The sequence below is a fragment of the Brevundimonas sp. genome, assembly GCF_046295595.1.
In the GTDB taxonomy this organism is placed as follows: domain Bacteria; phylum Pseudomonadota; class Alphaproteobacteria; order Caulobacterales; family Caulobacteraceae; genus Brevundimonas.
The window spans coordinates 59,282-85,172 of the sequence record NZ_JBKBMX010000010.1 but is presented as its reverse complement, the minus strand read 5'-3'; the positions used below and the strand labels follow the sequence as shown (position 1 = coordinate 85,172).

Annotated in this window: 23 protein-coding genes and 1 tRNA gene; 14 read left to right on the top strand and 10 right to left on the bottom strand. The window is 70.5% G+C overall.

What is annotated here, in order from left to right; translation table 11 throughout:
* Positions 1-13: 13 nt before the first annotated feature.
* From queA to tgt, 3 genes are read left to right on the top strand one after another with little or no spacing between them, the layout of a single operon-like run.
* The gene (gene queA / locus ACK4JY_RS08775; protein WP_409604762.1) at positions 14-1,102 is read left to right on the top strand and encodes a tRNA preQ1(34) S-adenosylmethionine ribosyltransferase-isomerase QueA; all 1,089 of its coding nucleotides are present in this window, start codon (positions 14-16) and stop codon (positions 1,100-1,102) included.
* 14 nt (positions 1,103-1,116) lie between these two features.
* Entirely contained in the window at positions 1,117-1,401 is a 285-nt protein-coding gene (locus ACK4JY_RS08770; RefSeq protein ID WP_409604760.1) for a hypothetical protein, read from the top strand.
* A gap of 60 nt (positions 1,402-1,461) precedes the next feature.
* Positions 1,462-2,580, top strand: a complete 1,119-nt coding sequence (tgt, locus tag ACK4JY_RS08765) for a tRNA guanosine(34) transglycosylase Tgt (RefSeq protein WP_409604758.1) — start codon at positions 1,462-1,464, stop codon at positions 2,578-2,580.
* Here tgt and ACK4JY_RS08760 read toward each other — a convergent pair.
* Both ACK4JY_RS08760 and ACK4JY_RS08755 read right to left on the bottom strand, forming a co-directional pair.
* A complete protein-coding gene (locus tag ACK4JY_RS08760; RefSeq protein WP_409604756.1) occupies positions 2,577-3,158 on the bottom strand; it encodes a hypothetical protein in 582 nt (193 codons plus the stop codon). The genes tgt and ACK4JY_RS08760 overlap by 4 nt on opposite strands.
* A 43-nt stretch (positions 3,159-3,201) precedes the next feature.
* Positions 3,202-3,278, bottom strand: a tRNA-Lys gene (locus ACK4JY_RS08755).
* A 106-nt stretch (positions 3,279-3,384) separates the two neighbouring features.
* Between ACK4JY_RS08755 and ACK4JY_RS08750 the strand changes: the two genes are divergently transcribed.
* Positions 3,385-4,467, top strand: coding sequence for a CaiB/BaiF CoA transferase family protein (locus ACK4JY_RS08750; RefSeq protein ID WP_409604754.1), 1,083 nt, complete (start codon positions 3,385-3,387; stop codon positions 4,465-4,467).
* Position 4,468: 1 nt separating this feature from the next.
* Here the strand turns inward: ACK4JY_RS08750 and ACK4JY_RS08745 are convergent, their stop codons facing one another.
* On the bottom strand, positions 4,469-6,205 hold the full coding sequence (locus ACK4JY_RS08745; RefSeq protein WP_409604753.1) for an ATP-binding protein: 1,737 nt from the start codon (positions 6,203-6,205) through the stop codon (positions 4,469-4,471).
* A 137-nt stretch (positions 6,206-6,342) separates the two neighbouring features.
* Here ACK4JY_RS08745 and ACK4JY_RS08740 point away from each other — a divergent pair, with 137 nt between their 5' ends.
* From ACK4JY_RS08740 to ACK4JY_RS08730, 3 genes are all read left to right on the top strand, one after another.
* Entirely contained in the window at positions 6,343-6,594 is a 252-nt protein-coding gene (locus ACK4JY_RS08740; RefSeq protein WP_409604751.1) for a hypothetical protein, read from the top strand.
* A gap of 99 nt (positions 6,595-6,693) precedes the next feature.
* Positions 6,694-8,484: an autotransporter assembly complex protein TamA gene (locus tag ACK4JY_RS08735; RefSeq protein ID WP_409604749.1), complete on the top strand. Its 1,791-nt coding sequence runs from the start codon at positions 6,694-6,696 to the stop codon at positions 8,482-8,484.
* The gene (locus ACK4JY_RS08730) at positions 8,481-12,710 is read left to right on the top strand and encodes a translocation/assembly module TamB domain-containing protein (RefSeq protein ID WP_409604747.1); all 4,230 of its coding nucleotides are present in this window, start codon (positions 8,481-8,483) and stop codon (positions 12,708-12,710) included. The genes ACK4JY_RS08735 and ACK4JY_RS08730 overlap by 4 nt, the downstream gene beginning before the upstream one ends.
* 3 nt (positions 12,711-12,713) lie before the next feature.
* On the opposite strand, the gene ACK4JY_RS08725 is transcribed toward ACK4JY_RS08730, so the two are convergent.
* A complete protein-coding gene (locus ACK4JY_RS08725) occupies positions 12,714-13,241 on the bottom strand; it encodes a hypothetical protein (RefSeq protein ID WP_409604745.1) in 528 nt (175 codons plus the stop codon).
* 111 nt (positions 13,242-13,352) lie between these two features.
* On the opposite strand from ACK4JY_RS08725, the gene ACK4JY_RS08720 reads away from it, so the two are divergent.
* Genes ACK4JY_RS08720 through ACK4JY_RS08700 form a run of 5 tightly spaced genes read left to right on the top strand, consistent with a single transcriptional unit; the run spans position 13,353 to position 18,918 of the window.
* Entirely contained in the window at positions 13,353-14,603 is a 1,251-nt protein-coding gene (locus tag ACK4JY_RS08720) for a hydrolase (RefSeq protein ID WP_409604743.1), read from the top strand.
* A 4-nt stretch (positions 14,604-14,607) separates the two neighbouring features.
* Positions 14,608-15,615: an arginine N-succinyltransferase gene (locus ACK4JY_RS08715; RefSeq protein WP_409604741.1), complete on the top strand. Its 1,008-nt coding sequence runs from the start codon at positions 14,608-14,610 to the stop codon at positions 15,613-15,615.
* Between the two features lie 17 nt (positions 15,616-15,632).
* On the top strand, positions 15,633-17,051 hold the full coding sequence (astD, locus tag ACK4JY_RS08710) for a succinylglutamate-semialdehyde dehydrogenase (protein WP_409604739.1): 1,419 nt from the start codon (positions 15,633-15,635) through the stop codon (positions 17,049-17,051).
* Positions 17,048-18,385, top strand: coding sequence for an N-succinylarginine dihydrolase (gene astB, locus ACK4JY_RS08705; RefSeq protein ID WP_409604737.1), 1,338 nt, complete (start codon positions 17,048-17,050; stop codon positions 18,383-18,385). The genes astD and astB overlap by 4 nt, the downstream gene beginning before the upstream one ends.
* Positions 18,385-18,918: a GNAT family N-acetyltransferase gene (locus ACK4JY_RS08700; protein WP_409604735.1), complete on the top strand. Its 534-nt coding sequence runs from the start codon at positions 18,385-18,387 to the stop codon at positions 18,916-18,918. Before astB ends, ACK4JY_RS08700 begins: the two co-directional genes overlap by 1 nt.
* A 4-nt stretch (positions 18,919-18,922) precedes the next feature.
* Here the strand turns inward: ACK4JY_RS08700 and ACK4JY_RS08695 are convergent, their stop codons facing one another.
* Positions 18,923-19,759, bottom strand: a complete 837-nt coding sequence (locus ACK4JY_RS08695; RefSeq protein WP_409604733.1) for a LytTR family DNA-binding domain-containing protein — start codon at positions 19,757-19,759, stop codon at positions 18,923-18,925.
* 110 nt (positions 19,760-19,869) lie between these two features.
* Between ACK4JY_RS08695 and ACK4JY_RS08690 the strand changes: the two genes are divergently transcribed.
* Positions 19,870-21,102 carry an acyltransferase family protein gene (locus ACK4JY_RS08690; protein WP_409604731.1) on the top strand — a complete coding sequence of 411 codons (1,233 nt, stop codon included), beginning with the start codon at positions 19,870-19,872 and terminating at the stop codon, positions 21,100-21,102.
* Here the strand turns inward: ACK4JY_RS08690 and phhA are convergent.
* Positions 21,069-21,944 (bottom strand): phenylalanine 4-monooxygenase, encoded by an 876-nt coding sequence (gene phhA / locus ACK4JY_RS08685; protein ID WP_409604729.1) that lies wholly within the window; start codon positions 21,942-21,944, stop codon positions 21,069-21,071. The two genes, ACK4JY_RS08690 and phhA, sit on opposite strands and share 34 nt — an antisense overlap.
* Positions 21,945-22,021: 77 nt before the next feature.
* Complete coding sequence (gene hspQ, locus ACK4JY_RS08680) at positions 22,022-22,336, bottom strand: heat shock protein HspQ (protein WP_409604727.1); 315 nt, start codon at positions 22,334-22,336, stop codon at positions 22,022-22,024.
* Positions 22,337-22,484: 148 nt separating this feature from the next.
* Here hspQ and ACK4JY_RS08675 point away from each other — a divergent pair, with 148 nt between their 5' ends.
* Positions 22,485-23,597, top strand: coding sequence for a Ppx/GppA phosphatase family protein (locus ACK4JY_RS08675; RefSeq protein ID WP_409604725.1), 1,113 nt, complete (start codon positions 22,485-22,487; stop codon positions 23,595-23,597).
* On the opposite strand, the gene ACK4JY_RS08670 is transcribed toward ACK4JY_RS08675, so the two are convergent.
* The 3 genes from ACK4JY_RS08670 to coaD are packed head-to-tail and all read right to left on the bottom strand — an operon-like array spanning position 23,594 to position 25,852.
* Positions 23,594-24,496: a peptidylprolyl isomerase gene (locus ACK4JY_RS08670; RefSeq protein ID WP_409604723.1), complete on the bottom strand. Its 903-nt coding sequence runs from the start codon at positions 24,494-24,496 to the stop codon at positions 23,594-23,596. The genes ACK4JY_RS08675 and ACK4JY_RS08670 overlap by 4 nt on opposite strands.
* 25 nt (positions 24,497-24,521) lie before the next feature.
* The gene (locus ACK4JY_RS08665) at positions 24,522-25,361 is read right to left on the bottom strand and encodes a peptidylprolyl isomerase (RefSeq protein WP_409604721.1); all 840 of its coding nucleotides are present in this window, start codon (positions 25,359-25,361) and stop codon (positions 24,522-24,524) included.
* Positions 25,358-25,852: a pantetheine-phosphate adenylyltransferase gene (coaD, locus tag ACK4JY_RS08660; RefSeq protein ID WP_409604795.1), complete on the bottom strand. Its 495-nt coding sequence runs from the start codon at positions 25,850-25,852 to the stop codon at positions 25,358-25,360. Before coaD ends, ACK4JY_RS08665 begins: the two co-directional genes overlap by 4 nt.
* Positions 25,853-25,891 lie beyond the last annotated feature (39 nt).

Sequence of the window (25,891 nt, the reverse complement as noted above, 5' to 3'; positions counted from 1 at the left end):
TTTGCGCCGCCTGATGAAGACCGCCGCTTTCGACTTCCACCTGCCCGACGACCGGATCGCGCTGCGCCCCGCCGAGCCGCGCGATTCCGCGCGTCTGCTGGTGGTGCGGGACGGCGGGCTGGAGGACCGGTTCGTCCGCGACCTGCCCGACTTCCTGCGGCCCGGCGACGCCCTCGTGTTCAACGACACCCGGGTGATCCCGGCGCGGCTGTCAGGGGTGCGCGAGCGGACCGGCCCGGAGGGCGAGACCCTGACCGTCGAGGTCGAGGCGACCCTGCATCACCGCGACGCCCCGGACGTCTGGTCGACCTTCATGAAACCGGGCAAGCGGATCAAGGCGGGCGACCGCATCCGCTTCGCCAGCCAGGCCGACGGCGCCTGCCTGCTCGGCCGCCTCGACGCCACCGTGGTCGACAAGGGCGAGGACGGTCTGGTCGCGCTGCGCTTCGACCTCGCCGGCCCGATGCTGGACGAGGCCATCCGCGATGTCGGCGTCATGCCCCTGCCGCCGTACATCGCGGCGAAGCGGGCCGAGGACGACCGGGACCGGACCGACTACCAGACCCTGTTCGCGAAATGGGACGGCTCGGTCGCGGCGCCGACCGCGGGACTGCATTTCACCCCGGACCTGATGGCGGCACTCGAGGCCCGGGGCGTATCGACCCACGCGGTGACCCTGCACGTCGGCGCCGGTACCTTCCTGCCGGTCAAGGCGGACGACACCGCCGACCATAAAATGCACAGCGAATGGGGCGAGGTCTCCGCCGAAACCGCCGCGGCCCTGAACGCAATCCGCGCCGCCGGGGGGCGGATCGTCTGCGTCGGCACCACCTCGCTGCGGCTGCTGGAGAGCGCGACGACGCCGGAGGGCGAGGTGCAGGCCTTCCACGGCGACACGGCGATCTTCATCACCCCCGGCTACCGCTTCCGCGCGGCCGATGTGCTGATGACCAATTTCCACCTGCCGAAGTCGACCCTGTTCATGCTCGTCAGCGCCTTCGCCGGGCTGGAGACGATGAAGGCCGCCTACGCCCATGCCGTGAAGGACGGGTACCGGTTCTATTCCTACGGCGACGGCAGCCTGCTATTCCGGAATCACTGATCCGGGGGGAATCCATGCACTACATCCGTACGGCGTCGTTCGGCGGCCTGTTCACGACGACCTTTCTCGTGGCGGCCAGCTTTCAGATCACCTTGGCCATCCTCGGTCTGGTCCTCGCCGTGCTGTCTCCCGGCCTGTTCAACATGAACGGCGTGCCGGCCACATCCCCGGCGGGTGCGATCGGCGTGCTGATTTTCCTGCTGTGCTTCGCCCTGTTCATGAACGCCGCGATTTCGGCCATCGGCGCCGCGATCGTGCTGGCCTGGCGTCGGTTCCTGCCAAAAGCCCGCCTCGCCTGAAACCGTCCGCACCCATAGGCCGGTGACGCGCGGGGCGTTTGGCGCTAAGGCCACCGCCCCATGCCCTTTCCCTTTGATATCTCCGCCACCGAAGGCCGCGCCCGCACCGGGGTGCTGAAGACGCCGCGGGGCGACATCCGCACGCCGGCCTTCATGCCGGTCGGCACCGCCGCCACGGTCAAGGCGATGACTGTCGACCAGGTGGCCCAGACCGGCGCCGACATCCTGCTGGGCAACACCTACCACCTGATGCTGCGCCCCGGCCCCGAGCGGATGGAGCGGCTGGGCGGGCTGCACAAATTTATGGGCTGGACCAAGCCGATCCTGACCGATAGCGGCGGTTTCCAGGTCATGTCGCTGGCCGGCATCTCCAAGGTGAAGGAGGACGCCGTCACCTTCGCCAGCCATATCGACGGCTCGAAACACGTCCTCAGCCCCGAGCGCTCGATCGAGATCCAGGCCGACCGCATCGGCTCCGACATATCGATGCAGCTGGACCAGTGCGTCAGCTGGCCGGCGGAGGAGCCCGCCGCCCGCGCCGCCATGGAACTGTCGGCTCGCTGGGGCGCGCGCTCGAAGGCCGCCTTCGGCACGCGCGAGACCCAGGCCCTGTTCGGCATCCAGCAGGGTTCGACCTTCGAGAACCTGCGCCGCGAGTCCTCGGACCGGCTGATCGAGACCGGCTTCGACGGCTACGCCATCGGCGGTCTGGCCGTCGGCGAGGGGCACCAGGCGATGTGCGAGGTGCTGGACTACGCCCCCGAGATGCTGCCCGCCGACCGGCCGCGTTATCTGATGGGCGTCGGCAAGCCGGTCGATCTGGTCGAGGCGGTGGCGCGCGGCGTCGACATGTTCGACTGCGTCCTGCCGACCCGGGCCGGCCGCCACGGCCAGGCCTGGACCTGGACCGGGCCGGTCAACCTCAAGAACGCCCGCTTCGCCGAGGATCAGGACCCGCTGGACCGCGACGTCCCCTGCCCGGCCTCGACCGACTATTCAAAGGCCTATCTGCACCACCTGATCCGGGCCGACGAGATCCTCGGCAAGGTGCTGCTGAGCTGGCACAACATCGCCTATTTCCAGGCCCTGACGGCGGCAATGCGGGCGGCGATCGCCCAGGGCCGGTTCGAGGCCTTCCGCCGCGACTTCCACGCCCGCCAGGTCCCCAACGGCGGCTAGCGCTGGGCCCGGCCCCGGGGCCGGAACCACGACGGCGCGGCCGGCGGGGCGCAGTTGCGGTTCATGCCGACGCCTTTCAGGAAGGCGCGGCGCATCCGCCCCGCTTGGATGGCCGACTGCACATTGCGGCTGTGCTGCTCGGCCCCGGACAGCCGGCGGATCCAGCTGCGGCCCGGGATGAAGTCGGTGGCGGTGTCGCGGATGGCGTCCAGCGCCGCCTTCGACGCGGCGTCGGAAGCCCGCTCGCCCATGGTCGAGCCGTCCGGCGCCGGCGACTCGTCCGTGTCGGGCCCCAGCGCCGCGTTCAGACGGGTGATCTCGGCGCCGATGGTCGAGCACTGGGCCAGATTGCGCAGGTCATAGGGATTGGCCTCGGCCTGCAGCAGGACGGTCGGGATGTAGTCCCGGCGCAGATTGAAATCCTCCAGAGGCGCCGTCGCCGCGGCCCCGACCCCGGCGCCGAAGTCGCTCACGGCGCCGCCACAGCCGGACAGCAGCAGGGAGACGGTGGTGATCAGGAGGGGCGCGCGCATGGCGGTCTTGAACCACGCCGACCGCGTCACGGGAAGCGTCGTCATGCCGCGCGGGCGGGACGGCGGCCGGTCTGGCGGGGAAGCGAGGTGGTACGCCCTCTCGGGCTCGAACCGAGGACCCTCTGATTAAAAGTCAGATGCTCTAACCAACTGAGCTAAGGGCGCATACCGCGCCGGTCGCGAGGACCGGCGACGCGCCTTCTGTTGCAAAGCGGCGCCGGGGTCAAGGGCTGGCTCGACGGTCGGAACGGTCACGGCTAGGGATAAGCCCATGAAACCCCTCTCCGGACTGCGCATCCTCGAGTTCGACGGCCTCGGGCCGGTGACCTTCGCCGGCATGGTGCTGGCCGATCTCGGGGCGGACGTGCTGCGCCTGACGCGCAGCGCCTCGGCGGGTGCGCCGGTGTTCTCCGACGTCGGCGGCGAGGTCCTGCACCGGGGTCGGGCGGCCGTGGCCGTCGACCTCAAAAACCCGACCGACCTCGCCCGGGTCCGCGATCTGATCGCCTCGGCGGACGCCCTGATCGAGGGGTTCCGGCCCGGGGTGATGGAGCGGCTGGGAGTGGGACCGGAGGTCTGCGCCGAGCTGAACCCCCGCCTGGTGTTCGGACGGGTGACCGGCTGGGGCCAGACCGGTCCGATGGCGAACCAGGTCGGGCACGATCTGAACTACATCGCCCTTTCCGGGGCGCTGTCGATGATGGGCGAGCCCGACCGGCCGCCGCGGCCGCCGCTCAATTTGGTCGGCGACTACGGCGGCGGGGCCATGCTGCTGGTCACCGGCGTCCTCGCCGCCCTGCTCGAGGCGAAACAGACGGGGCGCGGGCGGGTGGTCGACGCGGCCATGACCGACGGTTCGGCCCTGCTGACCAGTCTGTTCCACGCCCTCGGCGCGCGTGGCCTGTGGAGCGAGGCCCGGGGGGGCAATCTGCTGGACGGGGGCGCGCCCTTCTATCGCTGCTACGCCTGCCGGGACGGACGGTTCGTCGCCGTTGGGGCGCTGGAGCCGCAGTTCTACGCCGCCCTGCTGGCCGGGCTCGACATCCCGGCGACCGAGGCGCCGCAGTTCGATCTGCCGGCCTGGCCGGCGCTGCACGCCCGCCTCGCGGCCGTCTTCGCCACACGCGACCGCGACGACTGGGCGGCCCGGTTCGCCGGCACGGACGCGTGTGTCACCCCCGTGCTGACCATCAGTGAAGCGCCCGGCCATCCGCACAACGCCGCGCGGGCGACCTTCGTCGACCAGGGGGTGATACAGCCCGCCCCGGCCCCCCGCTTCGGCGGCGAGGCGCAGGCGCCGACACCGCAGCCCGGGCCGGTCTCGTTGAACGATGCCGTGGAGCGCTGGGCCTGACTCAGGCGACGGCGATGTTCACGGATTCGCGACGTTCGGCGGCGCAGGCCTCGGCCAGGGTCCGGGCCAGCAGCACCGGATCGATCGGCTTGGTCAGGAAGGCGTGCACCCCGGCCGCGTCCCAAGCCGCGCGGTGGCTGTCCAGCGCATTGGCGGTCAGGGCGATCACCGGCGTGTCGCCGTTCATGGCCCCCTGACGGATCCGCCGCGTCGCCTCCAGCCCGTCCATGACCGGCATCTGCATATCCATCAGGATGGCGTCAAACCGTTCCAGCGACGCCGCTTCCAGCGCCTCGGCCCCATTCTCGACCAGGGTCAGGCGGCATCCATGCGGCTCGAGCAACAGACTCAGGATCCGCCGGTTCACCTCGTGATCGTCGGCGGCGAGGATCGAGCGGCCCTGCAGCGAGCCGGCGACCTCGGCGTGCCGCTCCGGCCGGACCGCGACCCCCACGACCATCGCCATTGGCAGCGACAGGGTGAAGGTCGAGCCCTGCCCCTCGACGCTGGCGACGGTAAGGGTCCCGCCCATGATCTCGGCCAGCTTGCGGCTGATCGAGAGGCCGAGGCCCGTGCCGCCGTGGCGACGGGTGGTGCCGACGTCGGCCTGTTCGAAGCTGTTGAACACCTGGGCCAAGCGGTCGGCGGGGATGCCGCAGCCGGTGTCAGAGACCACGACGGTCAGACGCGCGCCGTCCCAGTCGACCGTCACCAGAATCTCGCCGTCGACGGTGAATTTGACGGCGTTGGACAGCAGGTTGAACAGGATCTGCTGGAACCGGAGCGGGTCGGTCCGGACCGCCTCGGGAACTCCGGGCGCCACCTGAAGCCTGAGCCGGACGCCATTGGCGACGGCGCGGGGCTCCCACAGCCGGTTGAGGATCGAAAGCCGCTCGCGCACGACCATGTCGGCGCTTTCCAGCTCCATTTTTCCGGCCTCGATCTTGGAGAAGTCCAGCACGTCGTTGAGGAGGCCCATCAGGACGTCGCCCGCGTCGATCAGCATCGACACATGCTCCCGCTGACCGGGGTCGAGACGGGTCCGGCGCAGCAGATTGGCGGCCGAGATCACGGCGTTCATCGGCGTGCGGATCTCATGGCTGACCACGGCGAGGAAATCGGACTTGGCCGCGCTGGCGACCTCGGCTCTCTGGCGGGCGCGCTGCTCGGCGTCGCGGGCGGCCTTGAGGGCAGAGGTGGTCATCGAACTCTGCCGCACCGCAACGACGAGGTGGCTCATATAGAGCACGCAGCCGATGGCGATCAGCAGTTCGTGCCAGCTGGCGCTCGCCACCGCGCTGTAGATCGGCAGGCCGAGAAAATAGGTGGCGTGCGCCGCGACGGCCGAGATGAGGATCGGCCTGACGTGGTGCATATGCAGGCTGACGTGCAGCAGGCCGCCGGCGCACTGGACCATGGCGAAGATGCGCCCCGCCTCTCCCCCGTCGAACCACAGATATCCGGTGATCCCGGCGTAGACCACGACGCTCAACACGGTCGTGGCGCAGCAAAGGATCAGATAGGGGCGGTCGGGAAGCCATTCAGGATCACGGCGAAAACGTCGGAACACCAGCCAGTCCAGCGCCTGGGTCACAACGACCGCGACAAACCAGACCAGCGGCCAGATCGTCTGGGTGACGACCCAGGCCGTCGCGCCAATGAAGATGGCGAGCGCGATCCGCGTAACCAGTTCGCTGTATCGCACCTGCGAAACCATCGCATAGGCCGTCGCGGTCATGGCGCACCCCTCCAGTTCGCCACTCTCGCGTCAATTGGAAAAGGATTGGTTTCCGGGCGGATGACCGCGCGCGCGATACTGGCTATGGAACGGTCAATACGGCCGCGCGTTGGAACGCCGATCCGGGGAGCTGACTGATGAAACGCCTTTTCGCCCTTGCCGCCGTCGCTGGCGCGCTCACCCTGACAGCCTGCGACGACCCGCGCCCCGCGGAACCGGAAGTCATGGACGCGCCGATGGAAGAGCCGGTCGCGCCGAGCATCGAGGAGGTGCAGGCCCCGGTGGCGGAAACCGGCGCCATGGAGACGCCGGACAACAGCGTCCAGCCGGCTGAGCCGAAATCGTCGGAGGAGTCGGTGCAGCCGAACAGCGAGACGCTGTTCTACTGACGAGACCGCCCGGCCGGCGCCCCATTTGCGCCGTCGGCGGATGTAATTCCGTTCCGCCCGCCGGTATCAGGGCGCTTGCCCGCTGACCAAGGTTCCAGTTTGACGTCGAGGCCCGCCCTGTTTCTCTCCAGCGTGGCCGGGTTCGCGCTTCTGGCGTCAACGGCCGCCGCGGACCCGCGCGCTGTCGTGCGCGGCGAGATGGACGCGGACCTGCGCGCCCAGCTGCAGCGCGCAATCGGCGAGGTCGACGGCCCACCCGCCAACCGTTTCGAGGCCCGACGCCGCGCCCGCGGCGCGCTTGAGGCGGCCGAGGCCCTGCTGCGGTCCGAAGGCTACTATCAGCCGGTCCTCGAGGACGTGGTGGAGGGCGAGGCCACGCCGGTGGCTATCATCGCCGTGACCCCCGGCCCGCGGTTCGTCCTGACCGAACCGATCATCAACTTCGCCGAGCCCTCGCCCGCTCCGACGCTGCAGGCCGCGGTTCGGGAGGACCTCGACCTTGACGCCGGAGAGCCCGGTCGCGCGGTGGACGTGATCGCGGCCGAGGGCCGGATCGTGGCCGGACTGACCCGACGCGGACATGCTGACGCGCGCGCCGACCCGCGCCGGGTCGTGGTCGACCACGCCGCCCTGAGCATGCAACCGACCTACAATATCGTCGCCGGACAGTTGGTTCGTCTGGACGGCGTGCGGGTGGAGACGCGGGGTCGGACGAACCCGAACTGGGTGGCTGGCCTCGCCCCTTGGTCCGAAGGCGATGTCTACGATCCCGACGACGTCGCCGAGCTGGAGCGGCGACTGCTGGACACCGGCGTCTACGACGGGATCGGCGTCGCCCTTGCGCCACAGGATCAGTCGAACGCAGAGGGCAACCGGCCGGTCATCGTCACCCTGACCGACCGGCCGCGGCGCATCCTCGAGGCCGGCGCCACCTTCAGCACCGCCGAAGGGTCCGGCATTGATGCGATCTGGACCTGGCACAACCGCTTCGGTCGGGCCGACACCCTCGTCTGGCAAGCCCGCCTCGCCGACGTCGACAGTCGCCTCGGGGTGGATCTGCGTCTGCCCCACTGGCGCCGGCCGGGGCAGACGCTGAGACTGTCCACCGCCCTGCTGAACGAGGATACGGATGCTTACCGCCGGACGGCGCTGGCCGCCGCGGCCGACCTGCAGCAGCGCATCGGCAAAACATCGTGGTTCAGCTACGGCGTCGGGCTGGACGCGGGCCGGTACAACGAGAACCGCTTCGATCCCGTGACCCAGTCGCCGGTCGATTTCGAGCGCGACCTGATCATTCTCACCGGACGCGGCAGCGCCTATCTCGACTACTCCAACGATCCGCTCGACCCGACCACGGGCTGGCGGCTGACGGTGGCGGCCCAGCCGACAGCGGTGGCGGGCGAGGATACGACCATGTTCCTGCGCACCGAGGCCCAGGCGACCGCCTACCTGCCCGTAGAGGACAACGCCCGCACGGTGCTGGCGGGCCGGGTCCGTCTCGGCTCCATCCTCGGCGGCGAGGAGTTGCTCGTTCCGTCGGACCGGCTGTTCTATTCCGGTGGCGGCGGATCGGTGCGCGGCTACGAATACCAGGGCGTCGCCCCGCGCCTGCCTGACGGTACGCCACGCGGCGGCCTGAGCCTGTTCGAGGCTTCGGCCGAGGTGCGGCGCAACGTGTTCGGCAGCTTCCAGGGCGTGGCCTTCATCGACGCGGGATCGGTCGGCTTCGACCAGGCCCCCGACTTCAGCAACATGCGCTACGGCGCGGGCTTCGGCGTCCGCTACAAGCTGCCGTTCGGTCCGATCCGCGCCGATGTCGCCTTCCCGCTCGACAAGCGCGAGGGCGACGCCGACTTCCAGATCTACGTCAGCATCGGGCAGGCGTTTTGACCGATCTCCCGCCCGCACCGGACGCCCCGGAGACGCCTGACACTCCGGCCGTCAAGGCGCGGAAGAAGCGTACGCGGCTGCAGGCCGTGGCCTTCTTCGGCGGCTTGGGTCTGGCGATCCTCGCCGCCCTGGTGCTGCTCGTCGCCGTCGGCGGACGGATGTATCTGCTGTCCGACTCCGGACGCGGCTTGGTGACCAGCTTCGTGGCCGGCCAGAAGGTCGGCCGCTACGGTCGCATCAATGTCGAGGGCGTGCGCGGCGACCTGTTCGACGACTTCACCATCGACCGGGTCACGGTGACAGACGCGGACGGGATCTGGCTGGAGGCGCGCAAGGTGCGGGTCGACTGGAACTGGTGGCCGCTGATCACCCGGAGATTCCACGCCACCGCGATCGAGGCGGACGTCATCCGCCTGATCCGCCGGCCGCTGGTCGAGGTCTCGACCGAACCGCCGGGACCGCAACCTCTGTCGATCGACATCGACCGGTTCGAGGCCGACGTCGAACTGCTGGAGGACTTCAGCAAGGAATACGGGCGTTGGGCGCTGGCCGGGGAGGCCCTGCTCCCGCGCAAGGGGTCGAAGACGGTCACCGTCAACGCCGACAGCAACAGCCGGCCCGGCGACTTCCTGCGCCTGACCGCCGCCATCGGCGACGACATCGCCGACATGCGGCTGAACCTGCGGGCGCGGGAGGCGCGCGGCGGGCCGATCGCCGGAGCCCTTGGCTATTCCCCCGACCAGCCCTTCCTGGCGACCGCGATCGTCAATGGCGAGGTCGTCGACGCTGTGGTGCGGACAGGCGATTTCACACCCCTGTCGGTCAAGGGAACCTACGGTCCCGAACAGATCCGGATCGCCGGCTATGCCGACTTCTCAGGCTCTGACCTGCTGGAGCCGTTCGTCAGCCGGATCGGACAGACCGCCCGCTTCGCCGTGGCCACGGCGCCGGATCGGGATAACGACGGCCTGCAGGGGGTCGGCTGGCGTCTGATCTCGGACAATCTGAATTCGAGCGCGACCGGCCTGATCCGCATCAGCGACCGCAGCGTCCCCCGCGGCGTGCGCATCAACGTCTCGACGCCCTCGCTCACCCGGTTGGCGGGTCGGCCGCTGGGCGACGGCGCAGCTTGGTCGGCGCTGTTCCGGGGCGACGCGGCGACCTGGAGCCTGAACGGCTCGATCGACCTGCTGCGGGCCGATCTGTCCAGCTATCAGGCCCAACGCATCCGGGGACCGATCAACATCCAGGCCCGCGACGGGCGCTATGATATCGACGGCGACCTGCGCGCCGCCGGCGGGTCGACGGCCGGCATGGTCGGCGGCCTGCTCGGACCCGAGCCGCGCGTGCAGTTCGAGGCGGCGCGTCTGGTCGACGGCTCGTTCCTGCTGGAACGGCTGGAAGCGACCGGCCGGGCCCTCCGCGTCTCGGGAACGGGCGGCCGCAATCTGCTGGGCGGCCTCGGTTTCCGCGGGCGGGCCGAGGTCACGGACGCCAGCCGGCTGCGCCCCGGCGCCGAGGGCGCCTTCGGCGGGACGATCGCCGCCTCCATGCCCCGGGCCGGCGCGCCATGGCGGATCACCTTCGACGGACGCGGACGCGGCCTCGGGCTCGGCGTCAGCGAACTGGACCGGCTGCTGGGCCCGGCCCCGCGGCTGCAATTGGTCGGAACCCTGACCGACGCCCGGGTGCAGATCGAATCGGCCCGGCTGAGCGGCGAGCACGGAAACGCCGCGGCGCGCGGCTTCATCGAGGGCGACGGCCGGATGCGGCTGGCCATGAACTGGAACGCGCGCGGCCCGTTCGGCGTCGGCCCGGTCGAGATCGACGGCGCCATGACCGGCGAAGGCACGGTCGGCGGCACCCTGGCCCGGCCCAGCGCGGACCTGCAGGCCAGGTTCGCGCGAGTCGCGGCCGGCGCCCTGACCCTGACCGACGCGACCATGGACCTGAGCTTCCGGCGCGGGGCCGACGCCTCCGACGGCCGCATCTCCGTGGTCTCCGGCTCGAACTACGGCCCGGCCCGGGCCAGCGGAAACTTCTATCTCGGCGGCGATCGCATCCGCCTGACCGACGTCGACCTCGACGCCGGCGGGGTGACGGCGCAGGGCGCGATCGCCCTGTCCAACAGCTTCCCCTCCAGCGCCGACCTGACCTTCACGGCGCGGCCGGGGGCCTTCCTCGCCACGGGCACGGCCGACGGCCGCATCCGCCTGACCGAGGGCTCGGGCGCCGAGACCGCCATCCTCGATGTCACCGGCCGCAACGTCCGCCTCGCCGGATCAACCTGGATCATCCGTTCGCTGGACCTCAGCGGTCGCGGCACGCTGGACCGCCTGCCCTTCACCGTGAAGGCCGATGTCGGCGGCGCCACCCCGGTCAGCTTCGACGGGTCCGGCGTCTACTCCCGTCAGACCAACGCCCAGACCGTGGTGCTGGAAGGCTCCGGCCGGGTTCGTGAGATCGATTTCGTCACCCGCAATCCCGCCGTGGTCGCCCTGTCCGGCGATGGCCGCGTCGTCCGCGTCGATCTGGGCGTCGGCGGCGGTGTTCTCACCGGCGAGCTGCGGCAGGATTCCCGCGCCGCCGTCATCGAGGCCAATCTGACCAGCGTCGAGCTGGGCTCCCTCGCCCCCGACCTCAGAGGCCGGGCGACCGGCCGCCTGTCGCTGCGCGGCGCCGGCGACGACCTGTCGGGCTCGGCCAATATCGCGCTCGAGAATGTCCGCAGCATCGACGCCCCCAACACCCTGGCGATCGACGGCTCCGTCAATGCCGTGCTGGTCGACAACACGCTCAGGGTGCGGGCCCAGGTCGCCGACGACGGCGCCGTGACCGCCAACGCCGACATCACCCTGCCGGTCGAGGCCTCGGCCGCGCCGCTGCGCCTGGCGGTGGTCCGCACCCGACCGATGTCGGGCGAGATCGACATCCAGGGCCAGATCCAGCCGGTCTGGGACCTGTTCCTCGGCGGCGAGCGCTCGCTGTCCGGCGTCGTCAACGCCCGCGCCACCCTGGCCGGGACCATCGCGGCGCCGCGCATCAACGGCCGCATGGACCTGTGGGAAGGCAGCTTCCGCGACAACGCCACCGGGCTGCAGCTGCGCGAGGTGACCTTGGCCAGCCGCTTCGACGACACAACCGCCTTGGTCGAGAGCTTCTCGGCCACCGACGGCGAAGGCGGCACCGTCTCCGGCGACGGTCGGATCGGCCTGCGCGAGGGCTCCGGCTCCAGCGTCGAGCTGGCGTTGAGCCGGTTCCGGATCATCGACAACGACATCGCCGAAGCCCGCGCCTCCGGCCCGCTCAGCGTGGTTCGGGCCGCCGACGGCAAGATCCAGCTGACCGGTCGCGTCGACATCGACGAGGCTGTCATCCAGGCCAATCCGCCCGGCTCGACCGGCATCGTGCGCATGGACGTCGTCGAGATCAACAAGCCGGGCGGCGACGTGCCCGAGGAAGACCAGAACCGGCCGCGCGGGCCGCAGATCGGCATCGACATCGCTATCCGTTCGCCCGGCGGCGACGTGCGGGTGATCGGGCGCGGCCTGAACGTGGAAATGAGCGTCAACGCCCGGGTGACCGGCACGATCAACCAGCCCGTGCTGTCGGGCACGGCCCGGGTTGTGCGCGGCGACTATGATTTCGCCGGCAAGCGGTTCGTCTTTGACGAGCGCGGAACGGTCACCCTGTCGACCCGGCCCGAGGATATCCGGCTGAACCTGACCGCCACGCGGGAAGACCCGGCCCTGACGGCGACGATCCGCGTAACCGGCACCGCCGCCCGGCCCGAGATCGCCCTGACCTCGACACCGGATCTGCCGCAGGATGAAATCCTGTCGCAGGTTCTGTTCGGCCGGTCGGCGTCGCAGCTGTCAGCCTTCGAGGCCGCCCAGCTGGCGGCCAGCGTCGGCGCCCTGGCGGGCGGCGGCGGCTTCGATGTGATCGGCAATCTGCGCGAGCTGGCCGGGCTGGACCGGCTATCGTTCGGCGGCGAGGCCTCCAGCCTGACCGTCGCGGGTGGACGCTACATCACGGACGACGTCTATTTGGAGATCATCGGCGGGGGCGAGAACGGCGCGGCCGTGAACGTCGAGTGGCAGGTGCGTCGCAACCTCACCGTCAGCTCGGAATTTGGCGGAGAAGGCGGGGCCACCCTGTCGATCCGCTGGCGCCGCCAGTCCCGGGACGGCGCCGGTCGCGAGGACCGACGCCCGAACCGGTAGTCGTCAATAGGCCTGGGCGTCGCGGAACTTGCCCAGGGCGCTGGCGCCGCGGATGCCGGCGATGTGCAGCAGCAGCTGGACGACCATCACGGCCAGTCCGCCCCAGATCTGCCAGGCCGGCGTGGCCGCGGCGGCTCCGAGATCCATCTGGTCGGCCATGACCATGGTCAGAGCGGTGCTGCCCAGCCCGTACACCACCAGAACGGTGAACAGGATCGGGATGACGATGTTCGGCTTGAACCACTGAACAAGGCCGAGGACCAGCTGGATCACGACCATGAAGCCGGCGATGCCGATCGCCGCGCCGGTCATCATTCCGGTCATGCCGGCCGCTTCCGGCGACTGGGCCGCGGTCTCGGCCATCGCTGCTTCCATCACCGCGGCGCCCGGGCCCATCATCCAGACAAGGACGATGATCCCCCAGATCACGCCCAGAAAGATTGCGATGGCGCTGGCCCGCGCCGCCGCCTTCGCTTCCCCCGCCTTGGTTATCGCGGCGGCGGGGTTCATCCCCTTCACCAAATCAGTCATGCCGTGTCCTCCCTGTGTGGCCGGCCCACCCTATAAGGGCCCGGCCGTGGCGCAACGCACAATCGGCGGCCGCCTTCACCTTTGCGGCCCGGGCCGCTAGGGTCCGGCCGCATGCGGATTCTCCCTCACGACCAAGCCGTGCTCGACCATGTCGCGGCGCGCGGGGCGGCCATCGTCGGCCGGGCGGTCGACTGGGCCGGCGTCAATTCCGGCAGCCGCAACGGCCCAGGCCTGTCGCAAATGCTGGACCGGCTGGAGGCCGCCGCTGGGCCGCTGTCGGCTGAAGTCGTTCGGGTCCCGACGGCGGGTTCGACCAACGTCGGCGACGACGGCAAGGTGCGGGCCGAGGCGCACGCCGATGCGCTGAAGATCACGATGCGGCCCGAGGCGCCGGTGCAGGCGGTCCTGACCGGCCACTACGACACCGTCTTTCCCGCCGACAGCGCTTTCCAGAGTGTCGTCACGCGCGCCGACGGGGCCCTGAACGGTCCCGGCATCGCCGACATGAAGGGCGGGATCAGCGTCCTGCTGGCGGCGCTGGAGGCGTTCGAGACCCATCCCGACAGGGCCCGCGTCGGCTGGACCGTGCTGCTGTCGCCGGACGAGGAAATCGGCTCGCCCGCCTCCGCCCCCCTGCTGGCCGAGCTGGGCGCGCGGGGTCACGTCGGAATGACCTATGAGCCGGCGCTCGCCGACGGCACCCTGGCCGGGGCGCGCAAGGGCAGCGGCAACTATCATCTGATCGTGGCCGGCAAGGCCGCCCACGCCGGCCGCGCCTTCGACGAGGGCGCCAACGCCGTCGCCGGCGCCGCCATCCTCGCCGCCCAGCTGCACGCCCTGAACGGGCAGCGCGAGGGCGTCACCGTCAATGTGGCGAAGATCGCCGGCGGCGGGCCGCTGAACGTCGTCGCCGACAACGCCGTGGTCCGCTTCAATGTCCGCGTGCCGGACAAGGCGGCGTCCGACTGGACCGAGGCGGCGGTGCGCCAGATCGCCGCCGAGCCGCCCTTCCCCGGCCTGACGCTGGACCTGCACGGCGGCATGACCCGCGCGCCCAAGCCGACGGATGCCTCGCAGTCGGCCCTGTTCGAGGCGGTGCGCGAGACCGGCGCCCTGCTGGGCCAGAGCATCGCCTGGAAGCCCTCGGGCGGCGTCTGCGAGGGCAACAACCTGCACGCCGCCGGCCTGCCCAATATCGACACCCTCGGCGTGCTCGGCGGCGACATCCATTCGGATCAGGAGTTCGCCTGGCCGGCCAGTTTCGTCGAACGGGCCCAGCTGAGCGCCCTGATCCTGTGCAAGATCGCCTCGGGCGAGATCGATGCGCACAAGCTGAAGTCCCTGCGTCTGGAGACGATGTAACCCCATGCTCGTCGTCCGTCCCGCCGGCCCCGCCGACCTCGACCATCTGCTGGAGCTGGCCATCCTCAGCGGCCCCGGCTTCACCAGCCTGCCCGAAGACCCCGACCAGCTGGCCGAGCGGCTGGAGCTGGGCCGCGACAGCTTCGCCGGCAAGCTGGCGCCGCAGCAGTGCTGGTACACCCTGATGCTGGAGGAGTCGGACACCGGCGACGTCGACGGCGTCGGCTCGGTCAAGGCCGCGGTCGGGCTGAACCGGCCGTTCTTCTCGTTCCGCCTCGTCAACAACACCCAGTCGTCACCCTCGCTGGGGGTCAAGCTGGACCACCAGACCCTGGTCCTGGTCAATGAATGCACCGGCTGGTCCGAGGTCGGCTCGCTGTTCCTCAAGGCCGACCGGCGCAAGGGCGGCGCGGGCCGGCTGCTCAGCCAGTCGCGCTACATGCTGATCGGGGCCCAGCCCGAGCTGTTCGCCGACAATGTCCTGGCCGAGCTGCGCGGCGTCTTCACCCCCGACGGCGCCTGCCCGTTCTGGGACCATGTGGCGCACAAATTCTTCCCGATGGAGTTCGACGACGCCGATCGCATGACCGGCTCGACCGACAAACAGTTCATCCTCGACCTGTCGCCGCGCCACCCGATCTATGTCGAGCTGCTGCCCGAGCCCGCCCGCGCGGTGATCGGCAAGGTCCATCCGCAGGGCGTGCCGGCCATGGCCCTGCTGGAGAGCGAGGGCTTCCGCCCCAACGGCCTGGTCGACATCTTCGACGGCGGTCCGACGGTCGCCTGCGGCCGCGACAACATCCGCACGGTGCGCGACGCCCGCCGCCTGACCGCGCGGATCGCCGACGAGGTCGAGGCGGAACTTCCGGCCCTGATTTCCACCGCCAGCGTCACCGCCTTCCGCGCGGTGCGCCAGAAGGCGGCGGTCGAAGGCGATGCCGTGACCCTCACCCGTGAAACCGCCGAAGCGCTCAAGGTGCGCGACGGCGACGCCGTGCGGGTGAAGATGTGAGCCCCCATCTGGACCCCATGACCCATTTCAAATCCATCGATCCCGCCACCGGTGAAACCGTCTGGGAGGGCGCCGCCGCCGCCCCTGCCGAGGTCCAGGCCGCGACCGACCGCGCCCGCGCCGCCTTCCCCGACTGGGCCGACCGCCCGCGCCAGGACCGGATCGACGCGGTGAAACGCTATCAGGCCGTGCTCAAGGCCCGCGCCCCGCAGATGGCCGAGGCGATCAGCCGCGAGACCGGCAAGGCCCTGTGGGAGACCACGACCGAATTGGGCGCCATGGCCGGCAAGGTCGACATCTCGATCCGCGCCTATGACGAGCGCACTGGCGAGCGCATCGCCGACACCGCCTTCGGCCAGGCCGTCCTGCGCCACCGCCCGCACGGAGTCGCCGCGGTGCTGGGCCCGTTCAACTTCCCCGGCCACCTGCCCAACGGCCATATCGTCCCCGCCCTGCTGGCCGGCGACACGGTGGTGTTCAAGCCCTCGGAAGAGGCGCCCCTGACCGGCCAGCTGATGGCCGAGGCCTTCGCCGAGGCCGACTTGCCGGACGGCGTGGTCAATGTCGTCCAAGGCGGACGCGACACGGGGGCGGCCCTGCTGGACAGCGGCATCGACGCCCTGATGTTTACAGGCTCGGGCGCGGCGGGCGCGCATTTCCGGCGCAAATTCGCCGACGACCCGCATGTCATCCTCGCCCTTGAGCTGGGCGGCAACAATCCGTTGGTCGTCTGGGACGCCGCCGACGCCGAGGCCGTGGCCGGGATCGTCGTCCAGTCCGCCTTCGTCACGACCGGCCAGCGCTGTTCCTGCGCCCGCCGCCTGATCGTACCGGAAGGCCCGCGGGGCGACGCCATCGTCGAGGCGGTCGACGCCATGGTCGAGCGGCTGATCCTCGCCCCATGGAACTCCACGCCCGAACCCTATGCCGGGCCGCTGATCTCGGTGAAGGCCGCAGAGGCGGCGCTTAAGGCGCTGCAGGAGCGCATCGACGCCGGCGCCCGGGTGATCCGCGCCTCTGGCCCGGTCGGCAACCTGCCCGGCGCCTTCGTCAAGCCGGCGATCATCGACGTCACCGGCGTCTCTGTGCCCGACGAGGAGATGTTCGCTCCTTTCCTGTCGGTCACCCGCGTCGCCAGCTTCGACGCCGCCGTCGCCGCGGCCAACGCCACCCGCTACGGCCTGTCCGCCGGTCTTGTCAGCGACGACCCGGCCTACTGGGACCGCTTCATCCGCCGCATCCGCGCCGGCGTGGTCAACTTCAACCGCCCGACCACCGGCGCCGCCGGTGACATGCCCTTCGGCGGCCTCGGCGCCAGCGGCAACCACCGGCCGTCGGCCTACTATGCGGCCGACTACTGCGCCTATCCGGTGGCCAGTTTCGAGGCCGGAGCGGTGAAGAACATCGAGGGCGAGATCAAGGGTTTGCGCCCGTGACCTCCGCCGTCGAGGCCAATGCGGACGGCCTGATCGGCCCGACCCATTCCTATGCCGGCCTGTCCCCCGGCAACCTCGCCTCCAGTCTGAACGCCGGAGAGGCCTCCACCCCCCGCGCCGCCGTGCTGCAGGGCCTCGACAAGATGAAGCGGCTGGCCGACCTCGGCCTGCCGCAGTTCGTCCTGCCGCCGCACGAGCGGCCCGACATCCCGTTCCTGCGCAGCCTCGGCTTTGCCGGCTCCGACGCCGCCGTGCTGCAGCGGGCGTGGAAGGAGGCGCCGTCCTTCGCCGCCGCCGCCTGTTCGGCCTCGCCGATGTGGGCCGCCAACGCCGCGACGGTGACGCCCAGCGCCGACGCCGCCGACGGCCGCGTCCATTTCACCCCGGCCAACCTGCACACCAACCTGCACCGCTCGCTTGAGCACGCCCAGACGAGGCGAGCGCTGGACGCCCTCTTCCCCGATACCGGCCGGTTCGTGGTCCACGACGCCCTGCCCGCCGTCAGCCACCTCGCCGACGAAGGCGCCGCCAACCACGTCCGCCTGTGCGCCGACCACGGCGAGCCGGGCGTCAACCTGCTGGTCTGGGGCCGCGAGGCCTGGGAGCACTGGCAGGGCCAGTTCCCCGCCCGCCAGACCCGCGAGGCCTCCGAAGCCGTCGCCCGCCGCCACGGCGCATCGGGCGTGGTGCTGGCCCGCCAGTCGAGCGCCGCCATCGCTGGCGGCACATTCCACAATGACGTGGTCTGCGTCGGCGCGCTGGAGACGCTGTTGTTCCACGACCTCGCCTTCGAGGACACGGCCGGGACGCTGGACGCCATCCGCCGCGCCGCCGACGGCCGCTTCGAGCCGGTCTTCGTCGAGGTCTCGTCAGGCGACCTGCCGCTGGCCGACGCCATCTCGAGCTATCTGTTCAACTCGATGCTGGTGCGAATTCCGGGAGAGGACCGCCTGACCCTGATCTGCCCGACCGAGACCCGCGACAACGCCCGCAGCCACGCCGTCGCCGAGGCCCTCGCCGCCTCCAACGGCCCGATCGGCAAGGTCGAATACGTCGATGTGCGCCAGTCGATGCGCAACGGCGGCGGCCCCGCCTGCCTGCGCCTGCGCGTCGCCCTGACCGAAGCCGAACTGGCCGCGACCAACCCCGCCATGCGGATGACCGACGAGCTCCACGCCCGCCTATCGATCTGGGCCGCCACCTGGTACCGCGACACGCTCGGCCCCGCCGATCTCGCCGACCCTGCCCTGCTCGACGAGAGCCGGGGCGCGCTCGACGATCTGACCTCGATCCTGAAGCTGGGAGACGGCTTCTACCCCTTCCAGCGGACCTGATGTTCACCCATCGTATCGCTACCGAGGCCGACATCCCCGCGCTGGTCGCCCTGATGGACCGCGCCATCGCCGGCCCGCTCGCCGACTTTCTGACGCCCGACCAGATCGCCGCCAGCCGCCTGCTGATGGGCATCGCCAGCCAGATCATCGCCGACCGCACCTATGTCATCGTCGAGCGCGACGGCGTCCTCGCCGGCTGCGGCGGCTGGAGCGGGCGGATCACCGAATACGGCGGCGACCACACCCCCGGCCGCCAGCCCGCGCCGCTCACCCCCGGCGTCGACGCCGCCCGCATCCGCGCCATGTACACCGCCCCGGAATTCCTGCGGCGGGGCGTCGGTCGGTTGATCCTGGGCCTGTGCGAGAACGCCGCCCGCGCCGCCGGCTACGACCGCGCCGAACTGGTCGCCACCCTCGGCGGCGAACCGCTGTATCGCGCCGCCGGCTACGCCGAGATCGAACGGTTCGAGGACGACCGCGGCGGCGCTCCGGTGCCGCTGGTCCGGATGGGCAAGCGGCTGATCCCCGCCTGAGGGTTCAGCCCTTCAACCGCTCCAGCGCCTGCGGATAGCGACGCGACAGCGGCGCCTCGACGGCGCCCAGCTCGACGGTCCAGTCGCCCGAGCCGTCGGGCCTCAGCCCGGTCACGGCCCCGGCGTTGACCAGCCACGACCGATGCGCGCGGACGAAGCCGAAGCCGCCCAGCTCGACCTCGATCGCCGCCAGGGTGGCCCGCATCAACGGACGCCGCCCGTCGGCCAGCCAGAACTCGACATAGTTGCCCGCTGAGGAGACGGCGACGATCCCGCCGACCGGCACGCGCAGGATGCGGCCGCCGTCGCGGATGTCGAAGCTGACCGGCCGGACCGGCTCGTCCCTGCGGCGGCGCAGGAAGGCGATTAGCCAGAAGGCGGCGACATAGGTCGCATAGCTGATCAGATCCTTGCGCAGCTCATAGATGAACTGGTCGCCGAACTCATAGGGCCCCGGCCCGAACGCCGCGTAGGCGGCGCTGCGCAGCGCCACGAACCCCGCCACGTGCAGGGCCGAAAAGGCCAGCAGGGCGACGAGGTGGATCAGCACGAACCGCGCCTTCGGCCGCCAGCCCTCGGCCACCACCTCGTCCGGAGGCGCCGTCGCCGTCGCCAGCCATGGAATCAGCATCGCCACAAGGATCGTGAGAGCGCTGCTGATCTCCCAGACCCACGGCTCCCAGGCGGCGACGTCGGGATTGTCGCTCAGGCTGGTCAGGGTGTTGACGACCACCACCACCGCCGTCGCCGGCGCGATGAACAGCAGCGCCGTGCGCAGGTCCCGCCAATCAGGCCGCGTCAGGACCCGGCCGCCCGTCCCGCCGTTCGCGCCGTTCGTCACAGGAGCCGGCCCGGCGTCCCTGCGATCGCCCCGCCCGTCCCCTGACGATTGCCCCACGGCCCGGCTGGATGGGACGCCGGGGGACCGTTCACTACTCATGGAAATCCCCCATGTCGTCCGCCGCCCTCCCCGCCGCCCCGCGCCGATACGACCTGGACTGGATCCGCGTCGGGGCCTTCTTCCTGCTGATTCTCTACCACGTCGGCATGCTCTACGTGTCGTGGGACTTCCATGTGAAAAGCCCGCGCATCGTCGAGGCCCTGCAGCCCCTGATGATGCTGACCAGCCCGTGGCGGCTGACCCTGCTGTTCCTCATCTCGGGCGCGGCCACCCGCTTCATGGTCGACGGCTTCGCCGCAAAGGCGGCCCACGCCGGATGGCGGCTGGCGGGATCCCGGACCCTGCGCCTGCTGCCGCCGCTGGTGTTCGGCATGCTGGTGATCGTGCCGCCCCAGAGCTATTTCGAGATCGTTCAGGCCCTGACCGGTCTGGGCGTGCCCGACGCGGCCCATTCGCCGTATCTGCAGGACTTCTGGGTCAAATACGCCACGGCCTCGGGCGGCTGGTGCGACGAGACGGACTGTCTGACCACCCCGACCTGGAACCATCTTTGGTTCGTCGCCTACCTGCTGCCCTATGGCCTGATCGTCGCCCTGCTGGTCGGCCTCGCAGGCGGGGCGCTTGGGCCGCTGCAGCGGGGGCTGGAGCGCGCCCTGTCCGGCCGGGGCTTGCTGGTCTGGCCGATCGTCTGGCTGGCGATCCTGCGCCTTGTCCTGGCGCCGCTGTTCGAGATCACCCACGCCCTGACCGACGACTGGTACAACCACGCCCTGTCGTTCAGCGTCTATCTGTTTGGCTTCCTGATCGCCCGGTCAGAGACGCTGAAGGCCGGCTTCATCCGCCTGCGTCAGCCCGCCCTGATCCTCGCCGTCCTCGGCTGGGCCGGTTGGGCGCTCTACGCCTGGATCTGGCGCGCCGACGACGCCATGCCGCCCGAGGCCCTGCGGACGGCCATGCGGGTGGTTTACGCCGTCGACCAATGGGCCTGGATCGCCGCCATCCTCGGCTACGGCGCCCGCTATCTGAACCGCGGCGGCCCGGTTTTGCGCTATCTGAGCGCCGGGGTCTTCCCGTTCTACATCGTCCACCAGACGGTGATCATCGTCGCCGCCTGGTATCTGATGCCGCTCCGACTGCCCCTGGCGGTCGAGGCGGGGCTGGTGATCGCCGCCACCTTCGCGGCCTGCTTCCTCGCTTACGAGATCGCGCGCCGGCTCGGCTGGCTCGGCCTGCTGCTGGGCGTCCGGCCTCAGGCGGCGAAGCGGCCGCCGCGCGCGGCATAGGCCTGGGTGCCGCGGGTGAAGACCCGGTCGGTCGGCAGGATGGCGTCGATGCCGATGGCGTCGGCGCCCTGAAGCCGCTCATAGATCGGACCGAAATCCTGCAGCGTCTCGCGCTTCAGCTGTTCGATGTCGTCGATCACGAAATAGACCTGCTGGAAGTCGTCGATCCGGTACAGGGTGCGCGTCACCCGCTCGAGGTCGAAGCCGAGGCGGTTGGGCGACGGGTCCTCGAGGGCGAACACGCTCTCGGTCGACGAGGAAACGATGCCGGCGCCATAGATGCGCAGCCCGCCCTCGTCCTGCATCAGGCCGAACTCGACCGTGTACCAGTACAGCCGGGCCAGGTTCGGCAGCATGCCCAGCGAGGCCGCCCGCTGCCCGCCCTTGCCATAGGCCTCCATATAGGCGGCGAAGTCGGGGTCGGTCAGCATCGGCACATGGCCGAACACATCGTGGAAGATGTCCGGCTCCTGCAGGTAGTCCAGCTGATCCGGCTTGCGGATGAACTGGCCCGAAGGGAAGCGCCGGTTGGCCAGATGGTCGAAGAACACCTCGTCCGGCACCAGACCCGGGACGCAGACCACTGTCCAGCCGGTCAGGGCCTGCAGCTTGGGGTTCATGGTCTCGAAGTCGGGAATGCCGCCGGTGTTCAGATCAAGCGCCGTCAGCCCCTTGAGGAAGACGTCGGCGGCGCGGCCGGGCAGGATCTTCATCTGCCGCGCGTACAGCGTATCCCAGGTGCGATGCTCGACATCCGTATAGGCCGACCAGTCCTGCGGGATGGTCCAGTCCGCCGCCGCGCCCTCGGGCGGGGCCTCGAAAACGTGCTCGAAATCGGACATGGCGGCGCTCCTGCTTGCAGCGGACTCTGACGGTCCCTTGACGCCAATCTAGGCGGGGCGCGGCCGGGACGCCAGCGTCAGTGGATGGCATGCGACTTCGGCGCGTACCGGCCCATGCGGTCGACGGTGAACCAGCGGGCCTCGGCCTCGCGGGCGACGGACGACAGTTCCGGGTCGTGTTCCAGGGCGTCCTCGGGCGCATAGGCGACGAAGCCGCCCTCCTCTCCGAGGGCAAGCACCTGATAGAAGGGCTGCAGGGGCGATATCTCGCCGGTGTCGCCGGGCTTGCCGGCGAACACCGGGTCGACGTCGATCACCACGCCGCGGAAGGCGGCTTCGCGGTGGCGGACGATCTGGCCCAGGCCAAATTTGGCGACGATTTCATCGGTCATGACGCCAGACTGCGCCCGGCAACCTGAGCCGCATGCCGACCGCGCCGTTCATTTTCACGTCACCCGTCCTTGGCGTCGGCGCCGTCGCGGGTCTAGGTTGTCCGGGACGGGCGCCGATTTGGACCGCCCACCGTGAAAGTTCGGCCCAATGCCGGAGACCGATGCCGCCCCCCCGGGCGGCCACCGGTCCCAGCGCTCCAGGTCCGGCGGTCAGCGCGCCCGCGGCGGCGCCTCCGACGGATCCGGCGCATCAGGTCGGGACGCGCCGCTTTACGGCGCGCTCGATTTGGGGACCAACAATTGTCGCCTGTTGATCGCCCGGCCGGCGCGGGACGGCTTTCGCGTGGTCGACTCCTTCAGTCGCATCGTCCGCCTCGGCGAAGGCCTGTCCCGCACGGGGCAACTGGGCGACGAGGCCATGGAGCGGGCCTATGAGGCCCTCGTCCTGTGCAGTGAACGCGTGGCCAGGAAGGGGGTGGATTCCACCCGCCTGATGGCGGTGGCCACCCAGGCCTGCCGCCAGGCCGACAACGGCGCCGCCTTCATCGAACGGGTCCGGGCAGGCACCGGCCTCAGGCTGCGGATCATCGACCCGATCGAGGAGGCCCGTCTGGCGGTCGAGGGCTGCCTCAACCTGTTTGACGAGTCGGCCGAGGCGGTGCTGGTCGTGGATGTCGGCGGCGGCTCAACCGAGCTCAGCTGGCTGAGGCGCACCGATGGCGTGTTTGTGCTGGAGGGCTGGATGTCCGCTCCGATCGGCGTCGTCACCCTCGCCGAACGGCATCCGGAGCCTCGCAACGCCGCCAACGGCTCGCTCGATCCGTGGTACGAGGCCATGGTCGCCGACATGGCCCAGGCCCTGGCTGCGGCGCCCGTCGGGCCGGCGCTGCGCGAGCTGTTCGTCGCCGGCCGGGCCCATCTGGTCGGCACCTCGGGCGCGATCACCAGCCTCGCCGGCATTCACCTCGGCCTGCGGCGCTATCAGCGCAATCTGGTCGATGGCCTGTGGATGACGCGTGGCGATTGCGAACAGGCGGCCGGGCGACTGCTGGATCTGGGCCCCGCCGGCCGCGCCGCCGAGGCCTGTATCGGACCCGACCGCGCCGATCTGGTGCTGGCCGGCGCCGCGATCATGGAGGCGGTGCAGCGCGCCTGGCCGTCGGAACGGGTCCGCGTCGCCGACCGCGGCCTGCGCGAGGGCCTGCTGCTGCAACGGATGCGCGAGGACCGGTCGCCCCGCCGTCGCCGCCGGCGGCGCTAGCCCGCGTCGGAGACCTGCACCGGCAGCGTTACGTCACAGACCGAGAAATCAGCGCCGCGCGCGGTCCGCTCCTCGTCGACCAGCGCCCGGAAGCGGGTGGAGTCGTGCGCCAGCACCTGCACGCCCGGCCGCTCCGCCGCCGGGATGTCCGCGGCCACCCGCACCCGGGTCATGCGGTCGGGCTGGGCCTGGCTCATCATGCCGTTGTCGCCGTCGCCGACTTGCAGCGCGCGCACGACGTCGAGGCCCGCCACGGTCATGCCCCAGATCGAATAGCGCTTGTCGAGCGCCGGATAGGCCTGCCGCATGATGAAGAACTGGCTGTTCGCGGTGTCATTGCCCTCGTCGCGCGCCATGCCGGCGACGCCCGGGCAGTACAGCCCCCAGCCGTGCACCTTGCCGTCGCCGGTCTGGGCGAAGGCGGAATCGGGCTGGGTCTGGACCGGCAGCGAATGGAAGAAGCCGACCCGCGCCCCCATCGGCTCGGCCGCAGCCGCGAAGGGCATGGTCGGGTCGCGCCGGAAGGTGAATTCGGCCTTGAGGTCCGGATAGGGGCTCTGGCCCTCGCCATTGCCGAGCGGGTCTCCGGTCTGGGCCATGAACCAGTCGATCACCCGGTGCCACGGCACATTGTCGTAGAAGCCGCGCCGGGCCAGCAGCTTGATCCGCTCGACGTGCAGCGGCGCGACCTCGGGCATCAGCTCCAGCAGGATACGGCCGCGCGTGGTGTCGATCACCAGCAGGTTCTCGGCCGGGACGGCGCGCCATTCGGTAACCCCGATCGTCGTCTCCGGCGTCGGCGCGGGCGGCGGCGGCGGGCCGCCGACGTCCTGGGCCAGGGCCGGAGTGGCGCACAGGGCGGCCGCCAGCAGGACGGCAGCGTGGGATCTCGACTTCATGGCATCCTCCCCGGGACTATCGTGTTCAGCCTCCGACGACCTCGACCGGCGGCTGGACGTCGCAGATGTTGAAGGCGGCGCCCCGCTCGGCCCGGACCCGGGCCACCTCGGCCTCAAGCCCCGCGCCGGTCATGACTCGCACGACCGGTCGCTCCCCGTCGGGCATGGCCGCGGCGGTCCGCGCCCGGATCATGACGTCCGGGTCCTCGACCCGCCCGTTCTCGGCCTCCAGCCCCGGTTCAAGGGCGCGGGCGACATCGAGCCCGGCCACGACGCGCCCGAACGGGGTATAGACGCCGTTCAGGGAGTCCTTGGTCGCTGTCATGAGGAAAAACTGGCTATTGGCGCTGTCAGGCGAACTGGCCCGCGCCATGCCCGCGACACCCGGACAGAACAGGCCCTGGGCGCCGGCCTTGAAGTCGGCCGTGACCATCATCTGGGCGTCCGGCTGGGTCACCACCGGCACGGAGCCGACCAGGCCCGCCTGCCCCCGCGGCGTTGGCGCCGCGGGCAGGAAGCCGGCGTCGCGGCCGCGCCGGAACTCGAACTCCGCGGCCAGGTCGGGCAGCTCGCTGCCGCCCTCGCCGGTGCCGAGCGGATCGCCCGTCTGGACCATGAAGTCCGGGATCACCCGGTGAAACTTGTGGCCGTCATAGAAGCCCTGATCCGCCAGGGTGCGAATCCGTCCGACCGACAGCGGGGCGATGCGCGGCTCCATCTCGACCAGGATCCGACCCTTGGAGGTGTCGATCACCAGCAGATTTTCCGGCGCGACTGCGCGCCAGTCCCCGGCGGTCGTCTGGGCGACGGCGGGCGCGGCGGCCAGCAACGAAAGCGAAAGCACGGCGGCGGTGACGATGTTCAAAGCGGTGACGATCCCTTGACCCTGGCCCGCACGGCCTTGGCGACGGCGGGGCTGACGAAACTGTCGATCGCGCCGTCGAAGCGGGCGATCTCCTTGACCAGCCGCGAGGCGATCGCCTGATGCCGCGGGTCAGCCATCAGGAAGACGGTTTCGATGTCGGCATTGAGGCGCTGGTTCATCGCCGTCATCTGGAATTCGTATTCGAAGTCGGCCACGGCGCGCAGACCGCGCACGATGATGCTGGCGTCGAGGGACTCGGCGAAATGCATCAGCAGGCTGTCAAAGGCCCTGACCTCGACCTTGTCGCCGAGGGGGGCGACCTCGGCCCGGAGCATGACCACCCGCTCGTCGGTGGTGAACAACGGGCCCTTGTCGTCATTGCGGGCGACGCCGATGACCAGCCGGTCCACCAGCTTCACCGCCCGGCCGATGATGTCCATATGCCCGTTGGTCACAGGATCGAACGTGCCCGGATACAGGCCGATGCGCATGCGTGTCTCCCCCGCCATTACAGTCGTCTAGCAGGTGCC

Excerpts from the sequence above, each read along its gene's own strand:
- ACK4JY_RS08720 (WP_409604743.1), top strand. The coding sequence starts at position 13,353 with ATGCGGATTCTCCCTCACGACCAAGCCGTGCTCGACCATGTCGCGGCG.
- ACK4JY_RS08770 (WP_409604760.1), top strand. The coding sequence starts at position 1,117 with ATGCACTACATCCGTACGGCGTCGTTCGGCGGCCTGTTCACGACGACC.
- ACK4JY_RS08715 (WP_409604741.1), top strand. The coding sequence starts at position 14,608 with ATGCTCGTCGTCCGTCCCGCCGGCCCCGCCGACCTCGACCATCTGCTG.
- astD (WP_409604739.1), top strand. The coding sequence starts at position 15,633 with ATGACCCATTTCAAATCCATCGATCCCGCCACCGGTGAAACCGTCTGG.
- ACK4JY_RS08725 (WP_409604745.1), bottom strand. The coding sequence starts at position 13,241 with ATGACTGATTTGGTGAAGGGGATGAACCCCGCCGCCGCGATAACCAAG.
- ACK4JY_RS08675 (WP_409604725.1), top strand. The coding sequence starts at position 22,485 with ATGCCGGAGACCGATGCCGCCCCCCCGGGCGGCCACCGGTCCCAGCGC.
- phhA (WP_409604729.1), bottom strand. The coding sequence starts at position 21,944 with ATGTCCGATTTCGAGCACGTTTTCGAGGCCCCGCCCGAGGGCGCGGCG.
- ACK4JY_RS08690 (WP_409604731.1), top strand. The coding sequence starts at position 19,870 with ATGTCGTCCGCCGCCCTCCCCGCCGCCCCGCGCCGATACGACCTGGAC.
- hspQ (WP_409604727.1), bottom strand. The coding sequence starts at position 22,336 with ATGACCGATGAAATCGTCGCCAAATTTGGCCTGGGCCAGATCGTCCGC.
- ACK4JY_RS08670 (WP_409604723.1), bottom strand. The coding sequence starts at position 24,496 with ATGAAGTCGAGATCCCACGCTGCCGTCCTGCTGGCGGCCGCCCTGTGC.
- coaD (WP_409604795.1), bottom strand. The coding sequence starts at position 25,852 with ATGCGCATCGGCCTGTATCCGGGCACGTTCGATCCTGTGACCAACGGG.
- ACK4JY_RS08700 (WP_409604735.1), top strand. The coding sequence starts at position 18,385 with ATGTTCACCCATCGTATCGCTACCGAGGCCGACATCCCCGCGCTGGTC.
- ACK4JY_RS08750 (WP_409604754.1), top strand. The coding sequence starts at position 3,385 with ATGAAACCCCTCTCCGGACTGCGCATCCTCGAGTTCGACGGCCTCGGG.
- ACK4JY_RS08745 (WP_409604753.1), bottom strand. The coding sequence starts at position 6,205 with ATGACCGCGACGGCCTATGCGATGGTTTCGCAGGTGCGATACAGCGAA.
- tgt (WP_409604758.1), top strand. The coding sequence starts at position 1,462 with ATGCCCTTTCCCTTTGATATCTCCGCCACCGAAGGCCGCGCCCGCACC.
- ACK4JY_RS08760 (WP_409604756.1), bottom strand. The coding sequence starts at position 3,158 with ATGACGACGCTTCCCGTGACGCGGTCGGCGTGGTTCAAGACCGCCATG.
- queA (WP_409604762.1), top strand. The coding sequence starts at position 14 with ATGAAGACCGCCGCTTTCGACTTCCACCTGCCCGACGACCGGATCGCG.
- ACK4JY_RS08740 (WP_409604751.1), top strand. The coding sequence starts at position 6,343 with ATGAAACGCCTTTTCGCCCTTGCCGCCGTCGCTGGCGCGCTCACCCTG.